Genomic DNA, 18,283 nt, shown 5'->3' with positions numbered 1-18,283 from the left:
CAGCTTGCGTGCCAGGTGCGGCAAACCTCCAGCGCCTTCTGCAACTCGCTCATCGACTACCGCTCTGTCACCTCGATGGAGATTGCGAACTATGCTGGACCGTCCTCGGAAGGCGGTTTGGTCGAGGACGACTACCAGGGACCCAGCGCCCACCGCCACCAGCGCGGAGATGAGAAATAGAGAGTCGCCAGGCATCAGAACTTGATCTCCACGGTCTTGTACAGCCAGATCCCGCCAACGACCATCAGAACAGCACCACCAGCGAGCATCGCGATGCCGAGACCGGACGCGAACAGCGGGGCCAGGTAAGCGGGATTGATGATCATCAGGAAGCCCGCTACTCCAAAGGGCAGGGCCATGAGGATCACGGCGGACAGCCGGCCTTCAGAACTCAGCGTCTTCACTTGCCGGCGGATCTGCCCTCGTTCGCGGATGGTATGGGCGACTCCGTCCAAAGTCTCGGCCAGACTGCCCCCCACCTCTCTGTTGATCGCGATCGCCTGCGCCGTCCAATGGAAGTCTTCGCTCGCCATGCGGTCCGCTGCCTCCTCGAGAGCGGCCACCACGGGGCGCCCGATGCGTGCTTCGTTGACGATCCGAGCAAGCTCGCTTGCGCTGGGTTCTTCCGACTGCTGCGCGACCGAACCGAGCGCCTGCATCGTGCTGTATCCAGCCCGCAAGCTCGAAGCCAGCAATTGCAAGGTGCCGTCGAGCTGGGTCGCGAATGCGTCCCTCCGCCGAGCGATGCGGATATTGAGGAACAGCATGGCGACCACGGGACTTGCTGCGGCCGCGATCACGGACAGCCAGCCGGCGCCCAGGAGCAGCGTGGCAGCGAGCACCGCGACAGCCAGCACGCCGATCAGAAAGGCGAAGTCTTGTGGCTTGGTGCGGATGCCTGCAAGATCGAGACGGTTGGCGAGCGCGCCCGAACGACCCGCGAGCACTCTTCCGACGAGCGTGGTCGCGGCATCCGCCGCTCCGGCCAAAGCTCCGTCTCCGTCCCGCACTGGCGGTCGTCTGCGCTCCCGGGGAAGCCTCTCGCGCCCTGGGTCGGCGGCAACCACGACTGCGGCGCCAACTCCCAGCGCGACGGCGCCGGCCGCCATCGCGATGATCGTCACAGCGTCCTCGGCACGTCGAACATGCCCGGCGGCAGACTCACGCCCAGGTCATGGAGGCGCTCAGTGAACTTGGGACGCACGCCGGTCGCGATGGGCGATCCCAGGAACCGGCCGTTCGCATCCTGCCCGGCCGCGAAGTCGAAGACGAAGACATCTTGCAGCGTTACGATCTGGCCCTCCATACCGACCACTTCCGTCACCGCGGTGACGCGGCGCGACCCGTCGCGCAAGCGGGTGAGTTGCACGATGACGTCGACCGCCGAAGCGATCTGCTCCCGAATGGCCCGCAGCGGCAGCTCCATCCCGGCCATGAGTACTAGGGTCTCCAAGCGTGCGACAGCGTCGCGGGGAGAATTCGCGTGCACGGTCGACAGCGACCCGTCATGACCCGTGTTCATCGCCTGCAGCATGTCGAGCGTCTCTCCGCCGCGAACCTCGCCCACGACGATGCGGTCTGGCCGCATTCTGAGTGAGTTGCGCACGAGATCTCGGATCGTCACTTCGCCCTTGCCTTCAGTGTTCCTCGGTCGAGACTCCAGACGCACTAGGTGCTCCTGCTGCAACTGGAGTTCGACGGCATCTTCGATAGTGATGATGCGCTCCTGCGGCGGGATGAACGACGACAGCACATTGAGCAGCGTCGTCTTTCCGGTCCCTGTGCCTCCCGAGACGATGATGTTGAGCTTGCCCTCGACGCATGCCTGCAACAGGTGCGCCATCTGGACGGTCAACGTGCCGAAGCGAATGAGATCCGGCACTTTGAACGGGTCCGTCGAGAAGCGCCTGATGGTCAGCGTCGAGCCGGAGAACGCAAGCGGCGGAATGACCGCGTTGACTCTCGAGCCGTCTTCGAGGCGGGCGTCGACCATGGGCGACGACTCATCGATGCGTCGACCGATTCGTGTCACGATCCGCTCGATCACCCGGCGCAGTTGCTCCTCTGACGTGAAGCGCACGGCTGCCCGTGTCAGTTTGCCGCCGCGCTCGACGTAGACGTTGTCGGGTCCGTTGACCATGATCTCTGTCACGGACGGGTCGTCCATGAGGCGTTGCAGGGGGCCCAGTCCAAGCACATCGTCGCGGACTTCGTTGATCAGCCGCTGCCGCTCTTCCCCGGTCAGAGGAGCCTGCTCCGCCTCGACGATGCTGTTGAGCTCGTCCCTCACGATCGCTTGCAACTGCTCTTCGGACAGCTTCGGGTCGTTGAGACGCGTCCCGATGTGAGAGTAGAGCGCCTCGGCGACACGCTCCTTCACGCGCACGAGCGCGTCGTGGCCGTCACCCTGACCTGTCGGCGTCTCGAGGCGGTCGGCATCGGCAGGCGTCTTTGCTGGGAGCTGGGCCAGTTCCTCGGCGGCGCGCCGCGCACGTCGAGTTGCGGGCTGTTCCGTGGCGGTGGACTTGGAATCCGACTCCTCACCCCGCGCCGCGAGCCGGCTTGCAAGACTCGTCATCGTCGGCCCTTGCGACCTCGACCGGTAGGCGGAGCAACGTACGCCGCTAGCAACTTGCGGAGCTGCTTCGCCACGGGGTCGCCAGGCCGTTGCATGAGCAGGGGTTCTCCCGTATTGAGCGAGTGTGTCACCGCTCGAGAGAAGGGGATGGTGATATCGACTGCCGACCGGATCGTCGCTTCCACGTCGGCGACGGATAGGCCTCCCTTGGGGTCGGCGAAGTTGAGCAGGACCTGACGAGAGCCCGGCAGCATGCCGAGTTCCCGCAACGTCGCTATCTCCTTGCGGAGGCCGCGCACCCCCGGAACGTCGAAGGTGGTCAGCATCACGGGGTCGGTGGTGTGGTCCAGTGCCGACAGCGTTCTCGGCTCCAGGCCCGCCGCCGTGTCCAAGACGACGAATCGAAACTGCGATGCGAGCATCCCGACGAGTGACCCGACCTGCCCCGCATCGACGGCTTCAGCGGCGGCTGGGTCCTCCGGCGCAGCGATGACGTACAAGCCGGACGAGTGTTGCGCAAGCTGGGTCTTGAGCGCGATCGGATCGCGCAGCGCGGGGCCTTGCACGATGGCATCGAGCGTGAACTCAGGCTCCATCGCAAGCGCGGTCGCGACGTCGCCGAACTGCAGGTCGAGGTCGACAAGGACCACGCCTCCTGGAACGAGTTCCGCGAGACCGATAGCCAGGTTAGTCGCGACGGTTGTCTTCCCCGCACCGCCCTTTGGCGAGAGCACTGAGATCACCCTCGCGGGCGCGCGCCCGCCTGGCGAACTCGGGTCGCTCGGTGCTCGCCGAGCGATTGCGGCGCTTGCTGCACGCTCCAGCGCAGCACGCAGAGCCGCGACGTCAACTTCGGGCGCCAGCACGTCGCGCACCCCCGCGCGCATGGCCGGCATCGCAAGTTCCCGGGGGTCCCCGAGGAGCATGACGGCGGTACCCGGCAGATACGCGTCCAATCGAGCAGCCAACGCGAGCGCGGGTTCGGCCGCGCGACTTGCGTCGATCACGATGACGTCTGGCAGTGACTCGTGCTGCAGTTGGGCCAGAAGGTCGGCCGGCTCACTCGGGAGCGTGTGACCTGGCAGCGCGATGCATCTGCCTTCCGCCGCCTCGAGCACCTTGCTCCTCAAGTCCGCGGAGTCGCTCGTCAGCAAGACATTGCTCACTCGAAAGCCTCCTCGACCGTCACGATGCGGGTGCCCTCTTCCGGCACCGTCGAGCTCTCGAGCGACAAGTACACCGAGCCGAACTCGTGACCGAATACCACGCGCTCAGCATCGGCCGGCGAGAGCGCCAAGGTCACCATCAGCGTGTCGGCGACTGCCTGCTGAACTTCCTCGCCGTCTTCGTTGGTATCCACAGACGCGGCGCCTACGACTTCAACGACGAGCACCTTATGAAGGATCAGGTGCGTCTGATCTATCTCGCCGCCATCCGTGCGCACCGTAGCGGAGATGAACACACCGACGGTATCGCCGGGGCGCAACTCTCCGCCTATGACGCGCTTCGGCTCGAGCTGGAGCGACAGCGTGAGCAGATCTTCGGGCACCTCGACTGCCCGATCGAGATCCTCGGGCGCAGCGAAACGCGATGAGAGTAGCTGCTCCCCCGGTTGCAGGTCCGTAGTGGTCACCATCCCCGCCACGTCCCCGAGGTCGGTCAACGCGCCCGGCACTACGGCCGCAGAAGGGATCTCCGAAACAAGGACCGAGCGAGCGAGCGATTCTGCAGCAGAGCCTTCACTGATCGGTTCGGCGACCATGAGCACCTCGGTGGGGCTCATTCGCTCCATCGCTCGAGAATCCGCCGCGCTGGCATACAGAAAGGTCAGGACGCCGCCGACTGCAGCGACCAGGAGCGCGGCCAGGGCCACGATGAGCCTCCGGATCATGGGTTCACCCTCCAGTAGGGATCCGAAGCTCGACGCTCGTCGAGCCAAGTCGCGGCCCGGTCGGGCTCGTCTCGAATCCGGAGTCGAGATCGACGTACCGCTGCACCGTTCCCGCGATGCAATCGTCGTTGTTATGGCATGAGGACGTGCCCGTCCCCGCGCTGCCTTTGTTGTTCTTGTAACCGGTCAGAGTGAAGGAGATGTATCCGAAGACCCGATATTGTGCGTTCGCGCCAGAATCTCGGGTCTCGTCGAAGATCGGAACAAGAACGGTCTGGCCGATCATCGCTCGAAGCTCCGCATCGCTGCAGGTCGGCGTGCGGCCCGGACGGGAATCGAACCAGCCGCCGGCGCCCGTCGTCGCCGTGCAAGGCGACGAGGTTGTGAGCCAGCCGAACCCGCCCGGAGGAGCGGTGCCGTTGGGTCCCTTGGGGTTGGTGCCCACGGGACAGTTGTGGAAGTCGCTGTTGTTGCCCTTGCTGAAGAGGACCACATTGGTTGCGGCTGCAGGGATGTTGAGACCGACCACATTCCCCGTTGCGTCGCGAAGTACGTCAGACGCGCCGAGCCGAGCCCAATGGGCGATCTCACACCAGGAGATCGCAAGAGGCAGGTGCGACCCACGGACCGGGTATTGGTTCCAGGAGGCCGCCGATCGAGCAGTGAGCTCTGCGTCGTCGATGCCGATGATGGGCGCGAACCAGAAATCGCGGTCGGATGCGGTCTCAACCTCGACCCAACCGCGTGCGGGGTCGACGTCGAGATCTTCGATTCGCGCGGCCCCCCCCATGGGGTTGTTCGCCGTTGCAAGAGACGCCGCGACTGCGGCTGTGCCCGTGCAAGCTCGAACCGCGCAATGCTGAGCCACCGCCAGCGCCGCGGCGTCCGCGCCGTGCTGAAGACGCTGTCGATCGGCGTTTGCCGCGCTGACATCGATGGCAAGTGCCGCCATAGCCAGCAGCGGCACGAGGAGGATTGCCACCCAGACCGCGACAGCGCCGCGGTCCCTGCGTTCCCGCTTCATCCGTTGCATCTCATCGTCCCCGATCCTTCAAGTGTCAGTGACGTGCCGAACACGCCGCCGAAGAGGGGCACGTTCGTGCGTGTGACGACGGCACGGACGTTCCCGCCAGCGGAACACGCCGCGATGGGTTGGAGCACCGCGCCTTGCGCCGCGGTGCCGGCGACCGAGGCGGCGGCCCGGTCGCGCGCGGCCGTCATCGCCTGAGTAGGAGTTCCGTCGGAGAGTACGTAGACCCGCACGGCATCCCGTGCCGCGTTGTCCAGCAAGGTTTGGACGTGGAAGGCGTAACCAAAAGAGATGATTCCGAAGGTCAGCAGGAGCAGGATTGGAAGCACAAGCGCGAACTCGACCGCCGCTGCCCCGCGATCACGGGGATTCGTTGACATGCTAACTCCGACCGCAACGGACTACGAGACGGGTGTGGCGCTCGGCACAACGTCCGAGCGCCACACGTCTCACGACTCAGGCGGGGGTGAGGTCGAGGCCGGCGAACAGGTCGCGCAGCTGGCCGCCAAATGCGAACACGGCGACGATGATGACGATCGCGATGCCGGCGACCATGATGCCGTACTCGACAGCGGTCGCGCCGCGGTCGTTCTTCTTGTCGAATCGGTCAGCCACGAAGGTCTGAGCCGCAACGAGGAATGCGAGCATGGAGGTTTCCTATCTAACAGGCCCAGAGCTGGGGACTCCGGTGCTTGAGGGATGCCGACCCTGGTGGGCCGACGACGATGATGCTTTCATGCCCGTTGCTCAGGACGCAAGATTCCGCATCCCCAAGATTCGCTTAACTACGCGATTCCGGTGTGTCAGCCCTCGCCACGCGTAGTAAACGCGCGCGCCGCCGCATCGAGACCGCCGCCGAGAAGAGCAAGTACCTCCTCGCCGAGAAGGGCCACCGCTGCCAGGACAGCAACTGATATGAGCGTCGCGATCAGGGCGTACTCGGTAGCGACCGCCCCTCTGTCGGCCTGCGCGCCACCGGCAGCCTGCCGGTTGCCATCGGGTTCCGAAGCTCCGATCACGTTCAATTCCTTCCCGCGTCTGATCGCTCAGACACTGGCCGCGTCTCCGTACCGCAGGCAAGACCAGGAAGCCAAGGAAGCGCTCAGGAACTGAGTTGCCGAGACGGCAACCTTTTGATTTGCGCAAGATGACTTGACTATAACGGCGTTTCGCAAGAAGATCAGCACGCGGGGACGAGTCGAGCTCCGCACCCATCGGTGCCCCGGCACCCTAAACTCGAGATCGGGCCCGCCATGCACGCTCCTGCGACCCGCCGCCTTGCGCCGGCCACAGCATCCGCATGGCTCGCGCTCGGTGTCTCCTGGGTACGGTGATCCCCCATGCCTGAGACCAGCACCCCCGACGAGCACCCGCGGCCCGGGCTGCGTGAGCGCAAGAAGGCGCTCACCCACCGCACCATCGCCGACGCAGCGTTCGACCTCACCATCGAGCACGGCCTCGAGGGCGTGACGATCGACCAGATCGCCGACCGCGCGTTCGTGTCGCCGCGCACGGTGTCGAACTACTTCACCTCGAAGGAGGCGGCGATCATCGCGGCGCGCAACAACGCGCCCGTCGAGCTGCTGCACGGCCTCGAGGAGCGCCCCGCCGATGAGACGCCGCTGCGCTCGCTGCGCTCGGTGATGACCACCGCCATCCGCGCGTGGGGCAAGGAGCAGCTCGAGGCGCTCAAGGCGAAGGAAGAGCTCATCATGCGCTACCCCGCGCTGCTGCCCCACCGCATGGCGCAGTACGACGAGCTCGAGGACGCGATCCGCATCGCGATCGCCGAGCGCACCGGCACCGACGCCGAGACCGCGCCCTACCCGCGACTGATCGCCGGTGCTGCGAGCACGGCCGTGAAGACCGCGATCCGGGTGTGGGACACGACCGGCGGCGACGCCGGCGCGATCGCCGACCTCGTCGACGAGGCCTTCGACGAGCTCGAGGCCGGCCTCTCCCCCGACGTGGCCTGAGCCTCCGCGGCGGCGAGCCGCCGGTGCCATAGCATCGGCCCGATGCCGCCCCTCGTGATCGCCCTCGCCGCCGTGCTCTGCGCGGTGGCCGCGTGGCTGCTGACGCCCTGGGCGCGGCGCATCGCCGAGAGCGACTCGCGCTGGCTGCACCGCGCCGTGCCAGCAGCGATCGGCGCCGTGGCGGGGGCCGGCGCCGCCTTGATCGCGGACCACTGGGCCGTGCTGCTGGCCCTCTGCGCTCTCGCGATCGGCGCGGCGCTGCTCGTGCCCGTCGATCTCGCGGTGTTCCGCCTGCCGGATGCGATCGTCTGGCCGACGACCGGTGCAGTGCTCGGGATGCTGCTGGTCGCGGCGGTCGCGACCGGCGAGTGGGCGCGGTTCGGGTGGGCGCTCGCGGCGATGCTGATCGTCGGGGTCATCTACTTCGCGCTCGGCTGGATCGCGCCGCAGAGCTTCGGGCTCGGCGACGTGAAGCTCTCGCTCGTGCTCGGGCTCGCGCTCGGCTGGTTCGGCTGGCGCGCGGTGCTCTGGGGCATGCTCGGCGGCTTCGCGGTCTTCGCGGTCGTCGCGCTGCTGCTCGTCGCCACGCGCCGCGTCTCGCTCAAGTCGGATCTGGCGTTCGGCCCGTGGATGCTCGTCGGCGCTTGGGCGGGACTGGCGGTCGGAGCGGTCAGCGCGTAGCGCGCGCGGTGATAGATTGGTCGCCGCTGCCTCGCGCAGCCCGGCCCCCATAGCTCAGGGGATAGAGCGTCTGCCTCCGGAGCAGAAGGCCGTAGGTTCGAATCCTACTGGGGGCACGTCGCACGCTTGCGCGAGGCCCTTCGGGGCTCGCGCGCGACGTGCTCGTCGGCCCGTCCCGGGCCCGAGCTCATCTCTGGGAAGAGTTCGACGCTCCTCACCCGCCCGAGATCACATGCGCATCCGGCCCCGGGAACAGCAGCCCCTCGTGCCCGTCCTCCCAGCGCACGAAGAACGGCGGCCCGCCGCCCTCGCCGCGCGCCTCGAGCACCTCGCCCTCGCGCCGCGGCTTGTCGACAGCGCTGCCCTCGACGACGACCCTGTCGCCCGCCTTCGCCTGCATCGCCACCACCTCCCGCATCCACCATGCTCGCGGCGGCGAGGGTTGGCAAGGGAGTGGCGCCGGCAGCCGGAAGACACGCGACTGATGAGCCGCGCCCGCAGCGCTTCGCCGCGCGCAAAACGCCGTATGCTTACCGCCATGGGACGACCCCGCCTCCACGACGAGCACCTGCGCCAGCGCCTGCTGGAAGCCGCGACCGATCTCATGGCCGTCGAAGGCCCTGACTTCTCGCTGCGGCCGCTCGTCGCCTCCGTCGGCACCTCGACCTCAGCGGTGTACTCGCTCTTCGGCTCGCGCGGCGAGCTGCTCGAGGCCATCACGGTGCGCGCGGCGAGCTCGTTCGTCGAGGCGCAGGAGGAGGTCGCGGACGGCTCGCCCGTTGAGCGCATCGTCGCGCTCGCGCACGCGATCCGCAGCTGGGCGGCGGATCACGCGGCGATGTTCCAGGTGGTCTTCGGGCGCACGAACGCCTCCCCCGCCATCGCCGAGGCGCGCGACACGACGACGCAGCCGCTGCAGGATGCGGTCGCCTCGGCGATCGAGCAGGGCGTGCTGCACGGCGATGCCGAGACCACGACCCGCATGATCTTCGCCGGCGTGCACGGCTTCATCGCCCTCGAGCTGCTCGGCCACTACCCCGCCGACGAGGCCGACGCGCTCTACGACGCGCTGCTCGCCGCGATGTGGCGCGGCTGGGCCACGCCCGAGCACATCGACGCGCTCGCGGCCTGACCGTTGCCGTCGATACCCCTCGGGGGTATCATCGTCGCATGACCACCACCGCGCCGCACGGCTACATGGCCGACAAGGATGCGCTGCTCAAGCGCCTGCGCCGGGCCGAGGGCCAGGTGCGCGGCGTGGCGCGCATGGTCGACGAGGACGCCTACTGCATCGACATCCTCACCCAGGTCTCCGCCGCCACGAAGGCGCTCGAGACCGTCGCGCTGCAGCTGCTCGAGGATCACCTCGCGCACTGCGTCGCCGAAGCCGCCGAGACCGGCGGCCCCGTCGCGCAGCAGAAGCTGAGCGAGGCGAGCGCCGCCATCGCGCGGCTCGTGCGCTCCTGACCACCGATCCCCCGCATCCGACCGACCGATCGAAAGGCCCCCCATGATCCAGCCCATCGAGATCATCTCCACGCCCACCGACAGCACCGAGCAAGCAGGCGGCTGCTGCGGCGGCGGCTGCTGCTCGACCGACGCGGGCGCCGCGGCCAGCGCGACCGAGACGGGCGTGACGCAGTCGTTCGCCGTCGAGGGCATGACGTGCGGCCACTGCGTCTCGTCGGTCACCGAGGAGATCTCGGGCCTCGCGGGCGTCGAGGGCGTCGACGTGCAGCTCGTCGCGGGCGGCCGCTCGACCGTGACCGTCGCCTCGGACGCGCCGCTGCGCATCGACGACGTGCGCGCCGCAGTCTCGGAGGCCGGGTACTCGCTGGTCGACTGAGGCTCGCTGGTGGAGCGCCGATCCCTGTGGGGGTCGGCGCTTCGTCGTGCCTGAGGTTGTGGGTCTCGTGACGCGTCCGGCCGGAGGCCGGGCGCTCCTCGACCGGCGGGAGTGGGCGGGCGATTCTCGGCCGACGGTCGCCGCATTGCGCGTGATACCCCTGGGGGGTATCGTGGGCGCGTGAGCACTCCCACCGTCATCGACCTCGAGATCGGGGGCATGACCTGCTCCTCCTGCGCGGGGCGCATCGAGCGCAAGCTCGGCAAGCTGCCCGGCGTCGAGGCGAGCGTCAACTACGCCACCGAGATCGCGCACGTCACGCTGCCCCAGGGGCTCACGGTCGAGGATGCGATCCGCACCGTCGAGCAGACGGGCTACACCGCCGCGGTGCCCACGCCCGCGGCCGACGGCGACCACGACGCCGCCGGGCGCGGCCTCGTGACGCGCCTCATCGCATCCGCAGCCCTCGGCGTGCCCGTCGCGGTGCTGTCGATGGTGCCCGCGCTGCAGTTCGCCGGCTGGCAGTGGATGGTGCTCGCGCTCACGCTGCCGATCGCGCTGTGGGGCGCGTGGCCGTTCCACCGCGCCGCGGCCGTCAACCTGCGCCACGGCGCCGCGACGATGGACACGCTCGTCTCGCTCGGCGTGCTCGCCGCGCTCGGGTGGTCGCTGTGGGCGCTCATCTGGGGCGACGCGGGCCGCATCGGCATGCGCATGGAGCTGCAGCTCTTCGGCGGCCACGGCGACGAGCTCTACCTCGAGGTCGCGGCCATCGTGACCGTCTTCCTGCTCGCCGGCCGCGTGATCGAGCACCGCGCCAAGCGCTCGAGCCAGCAGGCGCTGCGCGCCCTCGCGCGCCTCGGCGCGAAGGAGGCGAGCGTCATCCGCGACGGCGTCGAGTCGCGCATCCCGGTCGGCGAGCTCGTCGTCGGCGACCGCTTCCGCGTCGTGCCGGGCGAGAAGATCGCGGCCGACGGCGTCGTCGTCGAGGGCGCCTCGGCGATCGACGCGTCGCTGCTCACGGGCGAGTCGCTGCCGATCGAGGTGACCGTCGGCAGCGAGGTGACCGGCGCCACGATCAACGGCCACGGCATGCTCGTGGTCGAGGCGACGCGCGTCGGCGCCGACACCGAGCTCAGCCGCATCGCGTCGCTGCTCGAGCGCGCCCAGGAGGGCAAGGCCGACGTGCAGCGCGTCGCCGATCGCGTCTCGCAGTTCTTCGTGCCGGCCGTGCTCGTGCTCTCGGCGCTCGCGCTCGCGGGCTGGCTGCTGCTCACCGGCGACGTCGTCGCAGCGTTCACGGCCGCGGTCGCGACGCTCATCATCGCGTGCCCGTGCGCGCTCGGCCTCGCGACCCCCACCGCCCTTCTCGCAGGCACCACCCGCGGTGCGCAGCTCGGCATCCTCATCCGCGACGCGCGCGTGCTCGAATCGAGCCGCGGCATCACGACGATGCTCGTCGACAAGACCGGCACCGTCACCGAGGGCCGCATGCGCGTCGAGGCCGTGACGGCCGCTGACGGCGAGGACGCGGACGCCGCGCTGCGCATCGCCGCGGCCGTCGAGCGGGCGAGCGAGCACCCGATCGCGCGCGCGATCGTCGAGGCCGTCGAAGCAGCGGATGCGTCGGTGCCGGCCGGCGCCCCGGCGCGCGCCGCGGTCGTGGCCGAGCAGGTGCGGGCGGCCGTCGGCGCCGGCGTGACCGGGCTCGTCGACGGCCTCGCCGTGCAGGTCGGCAAGCCCGCGTGGCTCGCCGCCGACTGGGGCGTCGCGATGCCCGACGAGCTCACCGCGGCGTTCGAGGCGGCGGAGGCCAAGGGCGCGACCGCGCTCGCCGTCGCCTGGAACGGGCGGATGCGCGCGGTCGTCTCCGTGCGCGACACCGTGAAGGCGACGAGCCGCGCCGCGGTCGCTCGGCTCGCGCGGCTCGGCATCGACGTCGTGATGCTCACGGGCGACCACGAGCGCGCGGCGCGGGCCGTGGCCGACGAGGTCGGCATCGACCGCGTGGTCGCGGGCGTCACGCCCGCCGGCAAGGTCGGGGCGGTGCGCGCCGAGCAGGAGCGGACCGTGCGGGGCCGTGCCGCGAAGGTCGCGATGGCAGGGGACGGCGTCAACGACGCGGCCGCGCTCGCGGCCGCCGACCTGGGCCTCGCGATGGGCACGGGCACCGATGCTGCGCAGCAGGCCGCCGACATCACCCTCGTGCACGGCGACCTCGCGGGGGCGGCGGATGCGGTGGCGCTGTCGCGGCGGACGCTGCGGACGATCCGCGTCAACCTCTTCTGGGCCTTCGCGTACAACGTCGCGGCGATCCCGCTCGCGATGGCAGGGCTGCTGAGTCCGCTCATCGCCGGGATCGCGATGGCCTGCTCGAGCGTGTTCGTCGTGCTGCACTCGCTGACGCTGCGGGGGTTCCGGCCGACCGTGTGATCTCGATACGGCCGGCTGCGCCGGCCTACTCGATCAGCGGAGGGGGCGGCGCGTCTTCAGGGCGCGACGAGGCTCGCCCGGCGGCCGCGGATGAGCCAGATCGCCGCCGTCGTGCCGACGACGCCCACGACCGCGAGCGTCGTGTCGAGCCCGAGCACCATGATGAGGAACGGCGCCGCCGCGAACAGCACGACCGCCGTCGCGGTCACACCCATGCCCGGATGCACGGGGGCGACGAGGTGCGCGGGGCTGCGCTCGTACCGCACGAGCCAGAGCGAGAGCAGCCACACGATGCCGAGCACGAGGAAGAGCACCGGGATGCGAGTGAGCCACCAGGTGCCGGAGGCCGGCTCGGGCAGCGGGATCGGCAGCAGCAGCTGGATGCCGACGACGATCATGATCACCGGCAGGTGCCACAGGTAGATCGTCATCAGCCGGCTGCCGGAGAACCAGACGACGCCGCGCGCGGCGCGCGTGCGCATGAGGGCGCTCAGCGGCCGGTGCAGCAGCGTGAGCGCCGCCGCCTGCACGACGCCCAGCACGAGCATCGGCACCGTCGGCGGGTACTGGTTGGAGAGCATGCTCCATGAGTAGCCCGCGACCGGGACGACGGCGTAGAGCGCGGCGAAGCCGACCGCGATGATCGCGGCGAGCGTCCAGGGCGACCGCGACCGGAACCATCCGTCATGCATCCAGAAGCCGAGCTGCTGCACCGCGACCCAGATGATCACGACGTTCGGCAGACCGAGCAGCTCGATGCCCGAGAGCAGCCGCACGGCGTCGACGAGCGCCGCCGCGACCGCGAGGAGGACGAGCGTCGCGACCGGCGCGCGGCGGTGCAGGCGGATCATGAGCGGGGCGAGCGCCTGCGCGAGCACGTAGGCCGCGAGGAACCACAGCGGCGAGCCGATGCCGATCGCGACGGTGTCGACGAGCGCGGGGTCGACGCCGAGCGCCCACGCGCCAGCGAGCGCGAGGGCGAGGAAGAGGAACAGCGGCAGCGCCGGGCGCGCGAGCCGGGCGAGGCGCGTGCGCACGAACGCGTTCGCGTCGCCGCCGCGCCGCTCGAGGCTCTGCCAGCCGGCCATCGCCGCGAAGCCGCCGACCACGAAGAACAGCGGCATGATGTCGCCGATCCACGTCGCGCCCGCGAACCACGGCTGCGCCTCGACGGTGCGCTCGATGACGAGCGCGCCGTCGGCGCCGCGGCCGACGCCGACGAACAGCAGGTGGATGACCACGACCAGCAGCACGCACGCCACGCGCGCGAGGTCGAGCGTGAGGTCGCGGCTCGCGAGCCGGGCGTCAGCGTCGACGGTCATGGCGGAACGATAGCGGGGCGGCGGATGCGGTGGTGGGCGGGGCGCGGGCGTGTGTCGAGTGGGCGGGTGGGCTCGATGCGGCACTGCGGGGCTACTCGACCGACGAGGGGGCAGTGCGGGCCCAAGGGTCTCGTGACGCGTCCGGGCTCCGCCCGGGCGCTCCTCGACCGGCGAGGGGGGCGGGGTGGTCTCGTGACGCGTCCGGGCTGCGCCCGGGCGCTCCTCGACCGGCGAGCAGGGGCGCTCAACCGGCGAGGGGCTCAGGCGTCGAGGGCGTCGAGGAACTCCTGCACGCGGCGGCGCACGCGGTCGCGGATGCGTCGCACCTCGTCGGTGCTGAGGCCGGCCGGGTCGTCGAAGTCCCACGCCTCGACCCGCTGGTGCCGCGCGACGTCGAACGGATGCTCGATGAGCATCGTGATGATGACGTCGGCAGCCCGCGCGACGTCGTCGGTGACGGGCTTCGGGAAGCTCTCGGTGAGCGGCACCCCGTCCTCCTCCATCACGTCCATCACCGTGCGCAGCACCTCGTCGGCCGGGCTCACCGCCGCCGAGAGCGCCTCGACGCGGCCGTCGCCGAGCGCGTTGAGATAGGCGGCCGCCATCTGCGAGATGCCGTCGTTGCGGATCGACTCGACGAGCACCCGCACCGGTCCGCCCTCGTCGCGGGATCCTGCGCGCTCGAGCGCCTGCAGGCGGTCGGCGGCGAACTTGAGGGCGAGCGGCGCGAGGTGCGCCTTGATGCGGGCGCCGCGCGCGAGCGTCGCGTGCGACTCGAAGACGATGCGCTCGACGAGGGTGGGATCGAAGGTCGGATGGAGCTCGGCCAGGTGCGCGGCACCGCGTCGGAGAGTCTGCTCGATCGAGTCGAGCCCGTCGGTCATCTCGGTCATGTCGGCTCCCTGGGTCGACGTGGCGAGATCACTGTAAGCCGGGCGCGGCCGCCTGCCAAGGGCGTGGCGGACGCGCTCGGCGACCCGACGCATCCGGCCCCCTGCCCCGGGCGGCGCGGTCACAGCGCGGGCGCGTGGCGCTCGAGGAACTCGTAGAGCTCGGCGTCGTCGACCCCCGGATAGGTGCCGCTCGGCAGCGGGGCGAGCGTGTGCTGGTGCATGCGCGCCGACGCCCACGACTTGTGGCGCCAGCGGTTCGCGAGCGCGTCGTCGGGCAGCGCGCAGCAGCGCTCGTCGGGGCACGTGGACACCTGGCGGAACGCGGTCTGCGCGCCGCGGAAGTACTTCGCGTCGTCGAACGGCACCCCGAACGAGATGGAGAACTCGCCCTCGGTGCCCGCGCCGATCTGCGTCGAGCACCAGAAGGTCCCGGCGGGCGTGTCGGTGTACTGGTAGAACTCCGTCGTGCGGCTCGTGCGCTCGAAGGCGCTGCGGGCGGCGAACTTGCGGCACACGACCTGCCCCTCGGCGTGGCCGGAGGCGTCGACCGGGATGGGCATGCCGTCGTTCTCGTAGACGCGGGAGAGGGCGCCGTCCTCGGCGACCCGCAGGAAGTGCACGCGCAGGTCGAGGTGCGTGGTGGCGAGGTTGGTGAAGCGCATCGCCGCGGTCTCGTGGGTGACGCCGAAGGCGTCGCGGAAGTCCTCGACGGCGAGGTTGCGCTCGCGCTTGGCGCGCGAGAGGTACTCGACGGCGCGCGAGCGGGGCATGAGCGTCGCGGCGGCGAAGTAGTTGATCTCGAGCCGCTGCTGCAGGAACTCGCGGTAGTCGCGCGGCTCGTGATGGCCGAGCAGCCGGTGCGCGAGCGCCTGGAGCGCCATCGAGCGCAGGCCGTGGCCGCCGGGGATCGACGCCGGCGGCAGGTAGATGCGGCCGGTCTCGAGGTCGGTGACCGAGCGCGTCGAGTGCGGCAGGTCGGTGACGTAGACGAGCTCGAAGCCGAGCCGCGCGGCCATCTCACTGACGGTGCGGTGGGTGAGGCTGCCGCCCTCGTAGCCGACGGCGCGCAGCTGCTCCTCGGCGAGCTCGTCGAGCTCGGGCAGCGAGTTGTCCTGCTCGCGCATGGCGAGCCGCAGCGCTGTCGCGTCGCGGCGCGCCTGCTCGGGGGTGGCGATCGCCTCCCGCGCGCGTCGGTCGAGCTCGCGGTGCAGGCCCACGAGGGCGCGCAGGTGCTCGTCGCTCATCGAGCGGGTCGGCCGCACGGTCGGCAGCCCGAGCCTGCGGTAGCTCGGCGACTCCTGCAGCCGCTGCAGGTCGAGCTCGAGGCGGCTGCGCTCGGTGGGCGGCTCGGGGTCGAGCAGCTGCGCGCTCGTGACGCCCAGCACGTCGGCGATCGCCTGCAGGTGGCTGAGCTTCGGCTCGCGGTGACCGTTCTCGATGAGGGAGAGCTGGCTGCCCGCGAGCCCGATGCGCTCGCCGAGGGCATCGAGCGTCAGCTCGGCCGCGGTGCGGAAATGACGGATGCGGTGCCCGAGGACTGCTGCGTCGACCATGCCCCCAGTGTACGAAACTTCTGGCGAATCTTCGCCATATTGGTCGCGACCGCCGCGCGTAGGACCTCCGCGGGCCGCTGGAAGGGCGAACTTTCACCGCGGTCAAGGACTCCGTGATCCTTCTCGCCCGGGCGGGCCACCGCATCCGCGCCCCGGGTCAGACTCGAAGCATGACGCTCATCCCTCCCGCGCCGACCCGCTCCGCCGCCAAGCCAGTGAAGCCCGGCTCGGTCAACGCCCCCGAGGGCGCCGACCCCCGCGTCGTCGCGTGGGTCGCATCGGTCGCCGAGCTCACCGAGCCGGCCGACATCGTCTGGGCCGACGGCACGCCGGAGGAGTACCAGCGCCTCATCGACATCATGCTCGAGGCCGGCACGATCGTGCCGGTGCCGAAGCGCCCGAACAGCTACCTCGCGCGCTCGCACCCCGACGACGTCGCGCGCATGGAGAGCCGCACGTTCATCTGCGCCGAGGACGCCGACGACGCCGGCCCCACGAACAACTGGCGCGACCCCGCCTCGATGCGGCAGGTGCTCGGCGGCCTCTTCGACGGCTCGATGCGCGGCCGCACGATGTACGTCATCCCGTTCTCGATGGGTCCCGTCGGCGGCCCCATCTCGAAGCTCGGCATCGAGATCACCGACTCCCCCTACGTCGTCGCGTCGATGCACGCGATGACGCGCGTCGGCACCGCCGCGCTCGAGGCGATGCGCGGCACGACCGACTGGGTGCCCGCGGTGCACTCGATCGGGGCGCCGCTCGCCGAGGGCGAGCAGGACGTCGCGTGGCCGTGCAACTCGACCCGCTACATCTCGCACTTCCCCGAGACGCGCGAGATCTGGTCGTTCGGCTCCGCCTACGGCGGCAACGCGCTACTGGCGAAGAAGTGCTTCGCGCTGCGCATCGCCTCGGTGCAGGCGCGCGACGAGGGCTGGCTCGCCGAGCACATGCTGCTGCTGCGCATGAAGCACGAGGACGGCCGGGTCATGCACCTCGCCGGCGCCTTCCCCTCGGCGTGCGGCAAGACGAACCTCGCGATGCTGCAGCCGACCATCCCGGGCTGGAAGGTCGAGACGCTCGGCGACGACATCGTCTGGATGCGCCCCGGCGAGGACGGCCGGCTGTGGGCCATCAACCCCGAGAACGGCTTCTTCGGCGTCGCCCCCGGCACCTCGGAGAAGACCAACGCCACCGCGATGGCGATGATGGAGCACGACACGATCTTCACGAACGTCGCGCTCACCGCCGACGGCGACGTGTGGTGGGAGGGCATGACGAAGGAGGCCCCCGAGGGCCTCATCGACTGGCAGGGCCGCCCCTACGACCCGGCCAACGGCCCGGCCGCGCACCCGAACGCCCGCTTCACCGTGCGCGCCGAGCAGGCGCCCTCGATCGCTCCCGATTGGGAGGAGGCGGTGCCGCTCGACGCGATCATCTTCGGCGGTCGCCGCCCCACGCAGGTGCCGCTCGTGCTGCAGGCGCGCGACTGGGAGCACGGCGTCTACGTCGGCTCGACGGTCTCGAGCCAGCAGACCGCCGCCGCCGAGGGCACCGTCGGCGAGATCCGGCGCGACCCCTTCGCGATGCTGCCGTTCTGCGGCTACAACATGGGCGACTACTTCTCGCACTGGATCGACATGGGCCACCGGCTCGGCCGCCACGCGCCGAAGATCTTCTCGGTCAACTGGTTCCGCCGCGACGCCGACGGCGGCTTCCTGTGGCCGGGCTTCGGCGAGAACGCCCGCGTGCTCGAGTGGATCGCCGGCCGCGTCGCCGGCACCGCGGCGGGCGTCGACACCGCGATCGGCATCATGCCGGCCGAGGGCTCGCTCAACCTCGAGGGGCTCGACCTCGACGCCGAGGTCGTCGACGAGCTGTTCGAGATCGACCCGAAGGCGTGGCTCACCGAGCTCGTCGACGTCGAGGCGTTCTTCGGCCAGTTCGGCCACGCGCTGCCCACGGGCCTCGTGCGCCAGCTCAACCACGTGCGGTGGCGCCTCGAGCACGTGCAGCAGGCGCAGCCGGTCGCGGCCGCCTGACCGTCCCAGCGCGCAGCGCGCAGGGCGCAGCGGAGAGTTGC

General features: G+C 70.2%; 18 protein-coding genes and 1 tRNA gene. 8 read left to right on the top strand and 11 right to left on the bottom strand.

What is annotated here, in order from left to right:
• Positions 1–194: 194 nt before the first annotated feature.
• The 7 genes from BLT67_RS11415 to BLT67_RS11385 form a co-directional block, all read right to left on the bottom strand.
• On the bottom strand, positions 195–1,124 hold the full coding sequence (locus BLT67_RS11415) for a type II secretion system F family protein (protein WP_197674418.1): 930 nt from the start codon (positions 1,122–1,124) through the stop codon (positions 195–197).
• Positions 1,121–2,578: a CpaF family protein gene (locus tag BLT67_RS11410; protein WP_092667127.1), complete on the bottom strand. Its 1,458-nt coding sequence runs from the start codon at positions 2,576–2,578 to the stop codon at positions 1,121–1,123. The genes BLT67_RS11415 and BLT67_RS11410 overlap by 4 nt, the downstream gene beginning before the upstream one ends.
• The gene (locus BLT67_RS11405) at positions 2,575–3,744 is read right to left on the bottom strand and encodes an AAA family ATPase (protein WP_092667126.1); all 1,170 of its coding nucleotides are present in this window, start codon (positions 3,742–3,744) and stop codon (positions 2,575–2,577) included. The genes BLT67_RS11410 and BLT67_RS11405 overlap by 4 nt, the downstream gene beginning before the upstream one ends.
• A complete protein-coding gene (gene cpaB / locus BLT67_RS11400; RefSeq protein WP_092667125.1) occupies positions 3,741–4,469 on the bottom strand; it encodes a Flp pilus assembly protein CpaB in 729 nt (242 codons plus the stop codon). Before cpaB ends, BLT67_RS11405 begins: the two co-directional genes overlap by 4 nt.
• 4 nt (positions 4,470–4,473) lie before the next feature.
• Positions 4,474–5,493: a Tad domain-containing protein gene (locus tag BLT67_RS11395; RefSeq protein ID WP_157674345.1), complete on the bottom strand. Its 1,020-nt coding sequence runs from the start codon at positions 5,491–5,493 to the stop codon at positions 4,474–4,476.
• A complete protein-coding gene (locus tag BLT67_RS11390; RefSeq protein WP_092667123.1) occupies positions 5,490–5,879 on the bottom strand; it encodes a TadE/TadG family type IV pilus assembly protein in 390 nt (129 codons plus the stop codon). The genes BLT67_RS11395 and BLT67_RS11390 overlap by 4 nt, the downstream gene beginning before the upstream one ends.
• Positions 5,880–5,955: 76 nt before the next feature.
• Positions 5,956–6,147, bottom strand: coding sequence for a Flp family type IVb pilin (locus BLT67_RS11385; protein ID WP_092667122.1), 192 nt, complete (start codon positions 6,145–6,147; stop codon positions 5,956–5,958).
• A 692-nt stretch (positions 6,148–6,839) separates the two neighbouring features.
• Here BLT67_RS11385 and BLT67_RS11375 point away from each other — a divergent pair.
• The 3 genes from BLT67_RS11375 to BLT67_RS11365 all read left to right on the top strand — a co-directional run bounded on the left by BLT67_RS11375 (position 6,840) and on the right by BLT67_RS11365 (position 8,272).
• Positions 6,840–7,475 carry an acyl-CoA-like ligand-binding transcription factor gene (locus tag BLT67_RS11375; RefSeq protein WP_092667120.1) on the top strand — a complete coding sequence of 212 codons (636 nt, stop codon included), beginning with the start codon at positions 6,840–6,842 and terminating at the stop codon, positions 7,473–7,475.
• Between the two features lie 42 nt (positions 7,476–7,517).
• Entirely contained in the window at positions 7,518–8,156 is a 639-nt protein-coding gene (locus BLT67_RS11370; protein ID WP_092667119.1) for an A24 family peptidase, read from the top strand.
• 43 nt (positions 8,157–8,199) lie between these two features.
• A tRNA-Arg gene (locus BLT67_RS11365) sits at positions 8,200–8,272 on the top strand.
• A gap of 98 nt (positions 8,273–8,370) precedes the next feature.
• Here the strand turns inward: BLT67_RS11365 and BLT67_RS11360 are convergent.
• Positions 8,371–8,574 carry a DUF1918 domain-containing protein gene (locus BLT67_RS11360; RefSeq protein ID WP_231945486.1) on the bottom strand — a complete coding sequence of 68 codons (204 nt, stop codon included), beginning with the start codon at positions 8,572–8,574 and terminating at the stop codon, positions 8,371–8,373.
• A 120-nt stretch (positions 8,575–8,694) separates the two neighbouring features.
• Between BLT67_RS11360 and BLT67_RS11355 the strand changes: the two genes are divergently transcribed.
• The 4 genes from BLT67_RS11355 (at position 8,695) to BLT67_RS11340 (ending at position 12,435) form a co-directional block, all read left to right on the top strand.
• The gene (locus BLT67_RS11355; protein WP_172802015.1) at positions 8,695–9,288 is read left to right on the top strand and encodes a TetR/AcrR family transcriptional regulator; all 594 of its coding nucleotides are present in this window, start codon (positions 8,695–8,697) and stop codon (positions 9,286–9,288) included.
• 38 nt (positions 9,289–9,326) lie between these two features.
• Positions 9,327–9,623 carry a metal-sensitive transcriptional regulator gene (locus BLT67_RS11350; protein ID WP_092667117.1) on the top strand — a complete coding sequence of 99 codons (297 nt, stop codon included), beginning with the start codon at positions 9,327–9,329 and terminating at the stop codon, positions 9,621–9,623.
• A gap of 43 nt (positions 9,624–9,666) precedes the next feature.
• Positions 9,667–10,002 carry a heavy-metal-associated domain-containing protein gene (locus BLT67_RS11345; RefSeq protein ID WP_092667116.1) on the top strand — a complete coding sequence of 112 codons (336 nt, stop codon included), beginning with the start codon at positions 9,667–9,669 and terminating at the stop codon, positions 10,000–10,002.
• 219 nt (positions 10,003–10,221) lie between these two features.
• Positions 10,222–12,435 carry a heavy metal translocating P-type ATPase gene (locus BLT67_RS11340; protein WP_092667648.1) on the top strand — a complete coding sequence of 738 codons (2,214 nt, stop codon included), beginning with the start codon at positions 10,222–10,224 and terminating at the stop codon, positions 12,433–12,435.
• 56 nt (positions 12,436–12,491) lie between these two features.
• Here BLT67_RS11340 and BLT67_RS11335 read toward each other — a convergent pair whose 3' ends face one another.
• The 3 genes from BLT67_RS11335 to BLT67_RS11325 all read right to left on the bottom strand — a co-directional run bounded on the left by BLT67_RS11335 (position 12,492) and on the right by BLT67_RS11325 (position 16,203).
• Complete coding sequence (locus BLT67_RS11335; protein ID WP_092667115.1) at positions 12,492–13,757, bottom strand: acyltransferase family protein; 1,266 nt, start codon at positions 13,755–13,757, stop codon at positions 12,492–12,494.
• Between the two features lie 260 nt (positions 13,758–14,017).
• On the bottom strand, positions 14,018–14,650 hold the full coding sequence (locus tag BLT67_RS11330; RefSeq protein WP_157674344.1) for an arsenate-mycothiol transferase ArsC: 633 nt from the start codon (positions 14,648–14,650) through the stop codon (positions 14,018–14,020).
• A gap of 119 nt (positions 14,651–14,769) precedes the next feature.
• Complete coding sequence (locus tag BLT67_RS11325; RefSeq protein WP_092667113.1) at positions 14,770–16,203, bottom strand: helix-turn-helix domain-containing protein; 1,434 nt, start codon at positions 16,201–16,203, stop codon at positions 14,770–14,772.
• A 170-nt stretch (positions 16,204–16,373) separates the two neighbouring features.
• On the opposite strand from BLT67_RS11325, the gene BLT67_RS11320 reads away from it, so the two are divergent.
• Positions 16,374–18,242 carry a phosphoenolpyruvate carboxykinase (GTP) gene (locus BLT67_RS11320; RefSeq protein ID WP_092667112.1) on the top strand — a complete coding sequence of 623 codons (1,869 nt, stop codon included), beginning with the start codon at positions 16,374–16,376 and terminating at the stop codon, positions 18,240–18,242.
• The last annotated feature ends 41 nt before the right edge of the window (positions 18,243–18,283 follow it).

Source organism: Agrococcus carbonis (genome assembly GCF_900104705.1).
GTDB classification, from domain to species: Bacteria; Actinomycetota; Actinomycetes; order Actinomycetales; family Microbacteriaceae; genus Agrococcus; species Agrococcus carbonis.
This window is presented reverse-complemented; position numbering and strand designations above follow the sequence as displayed.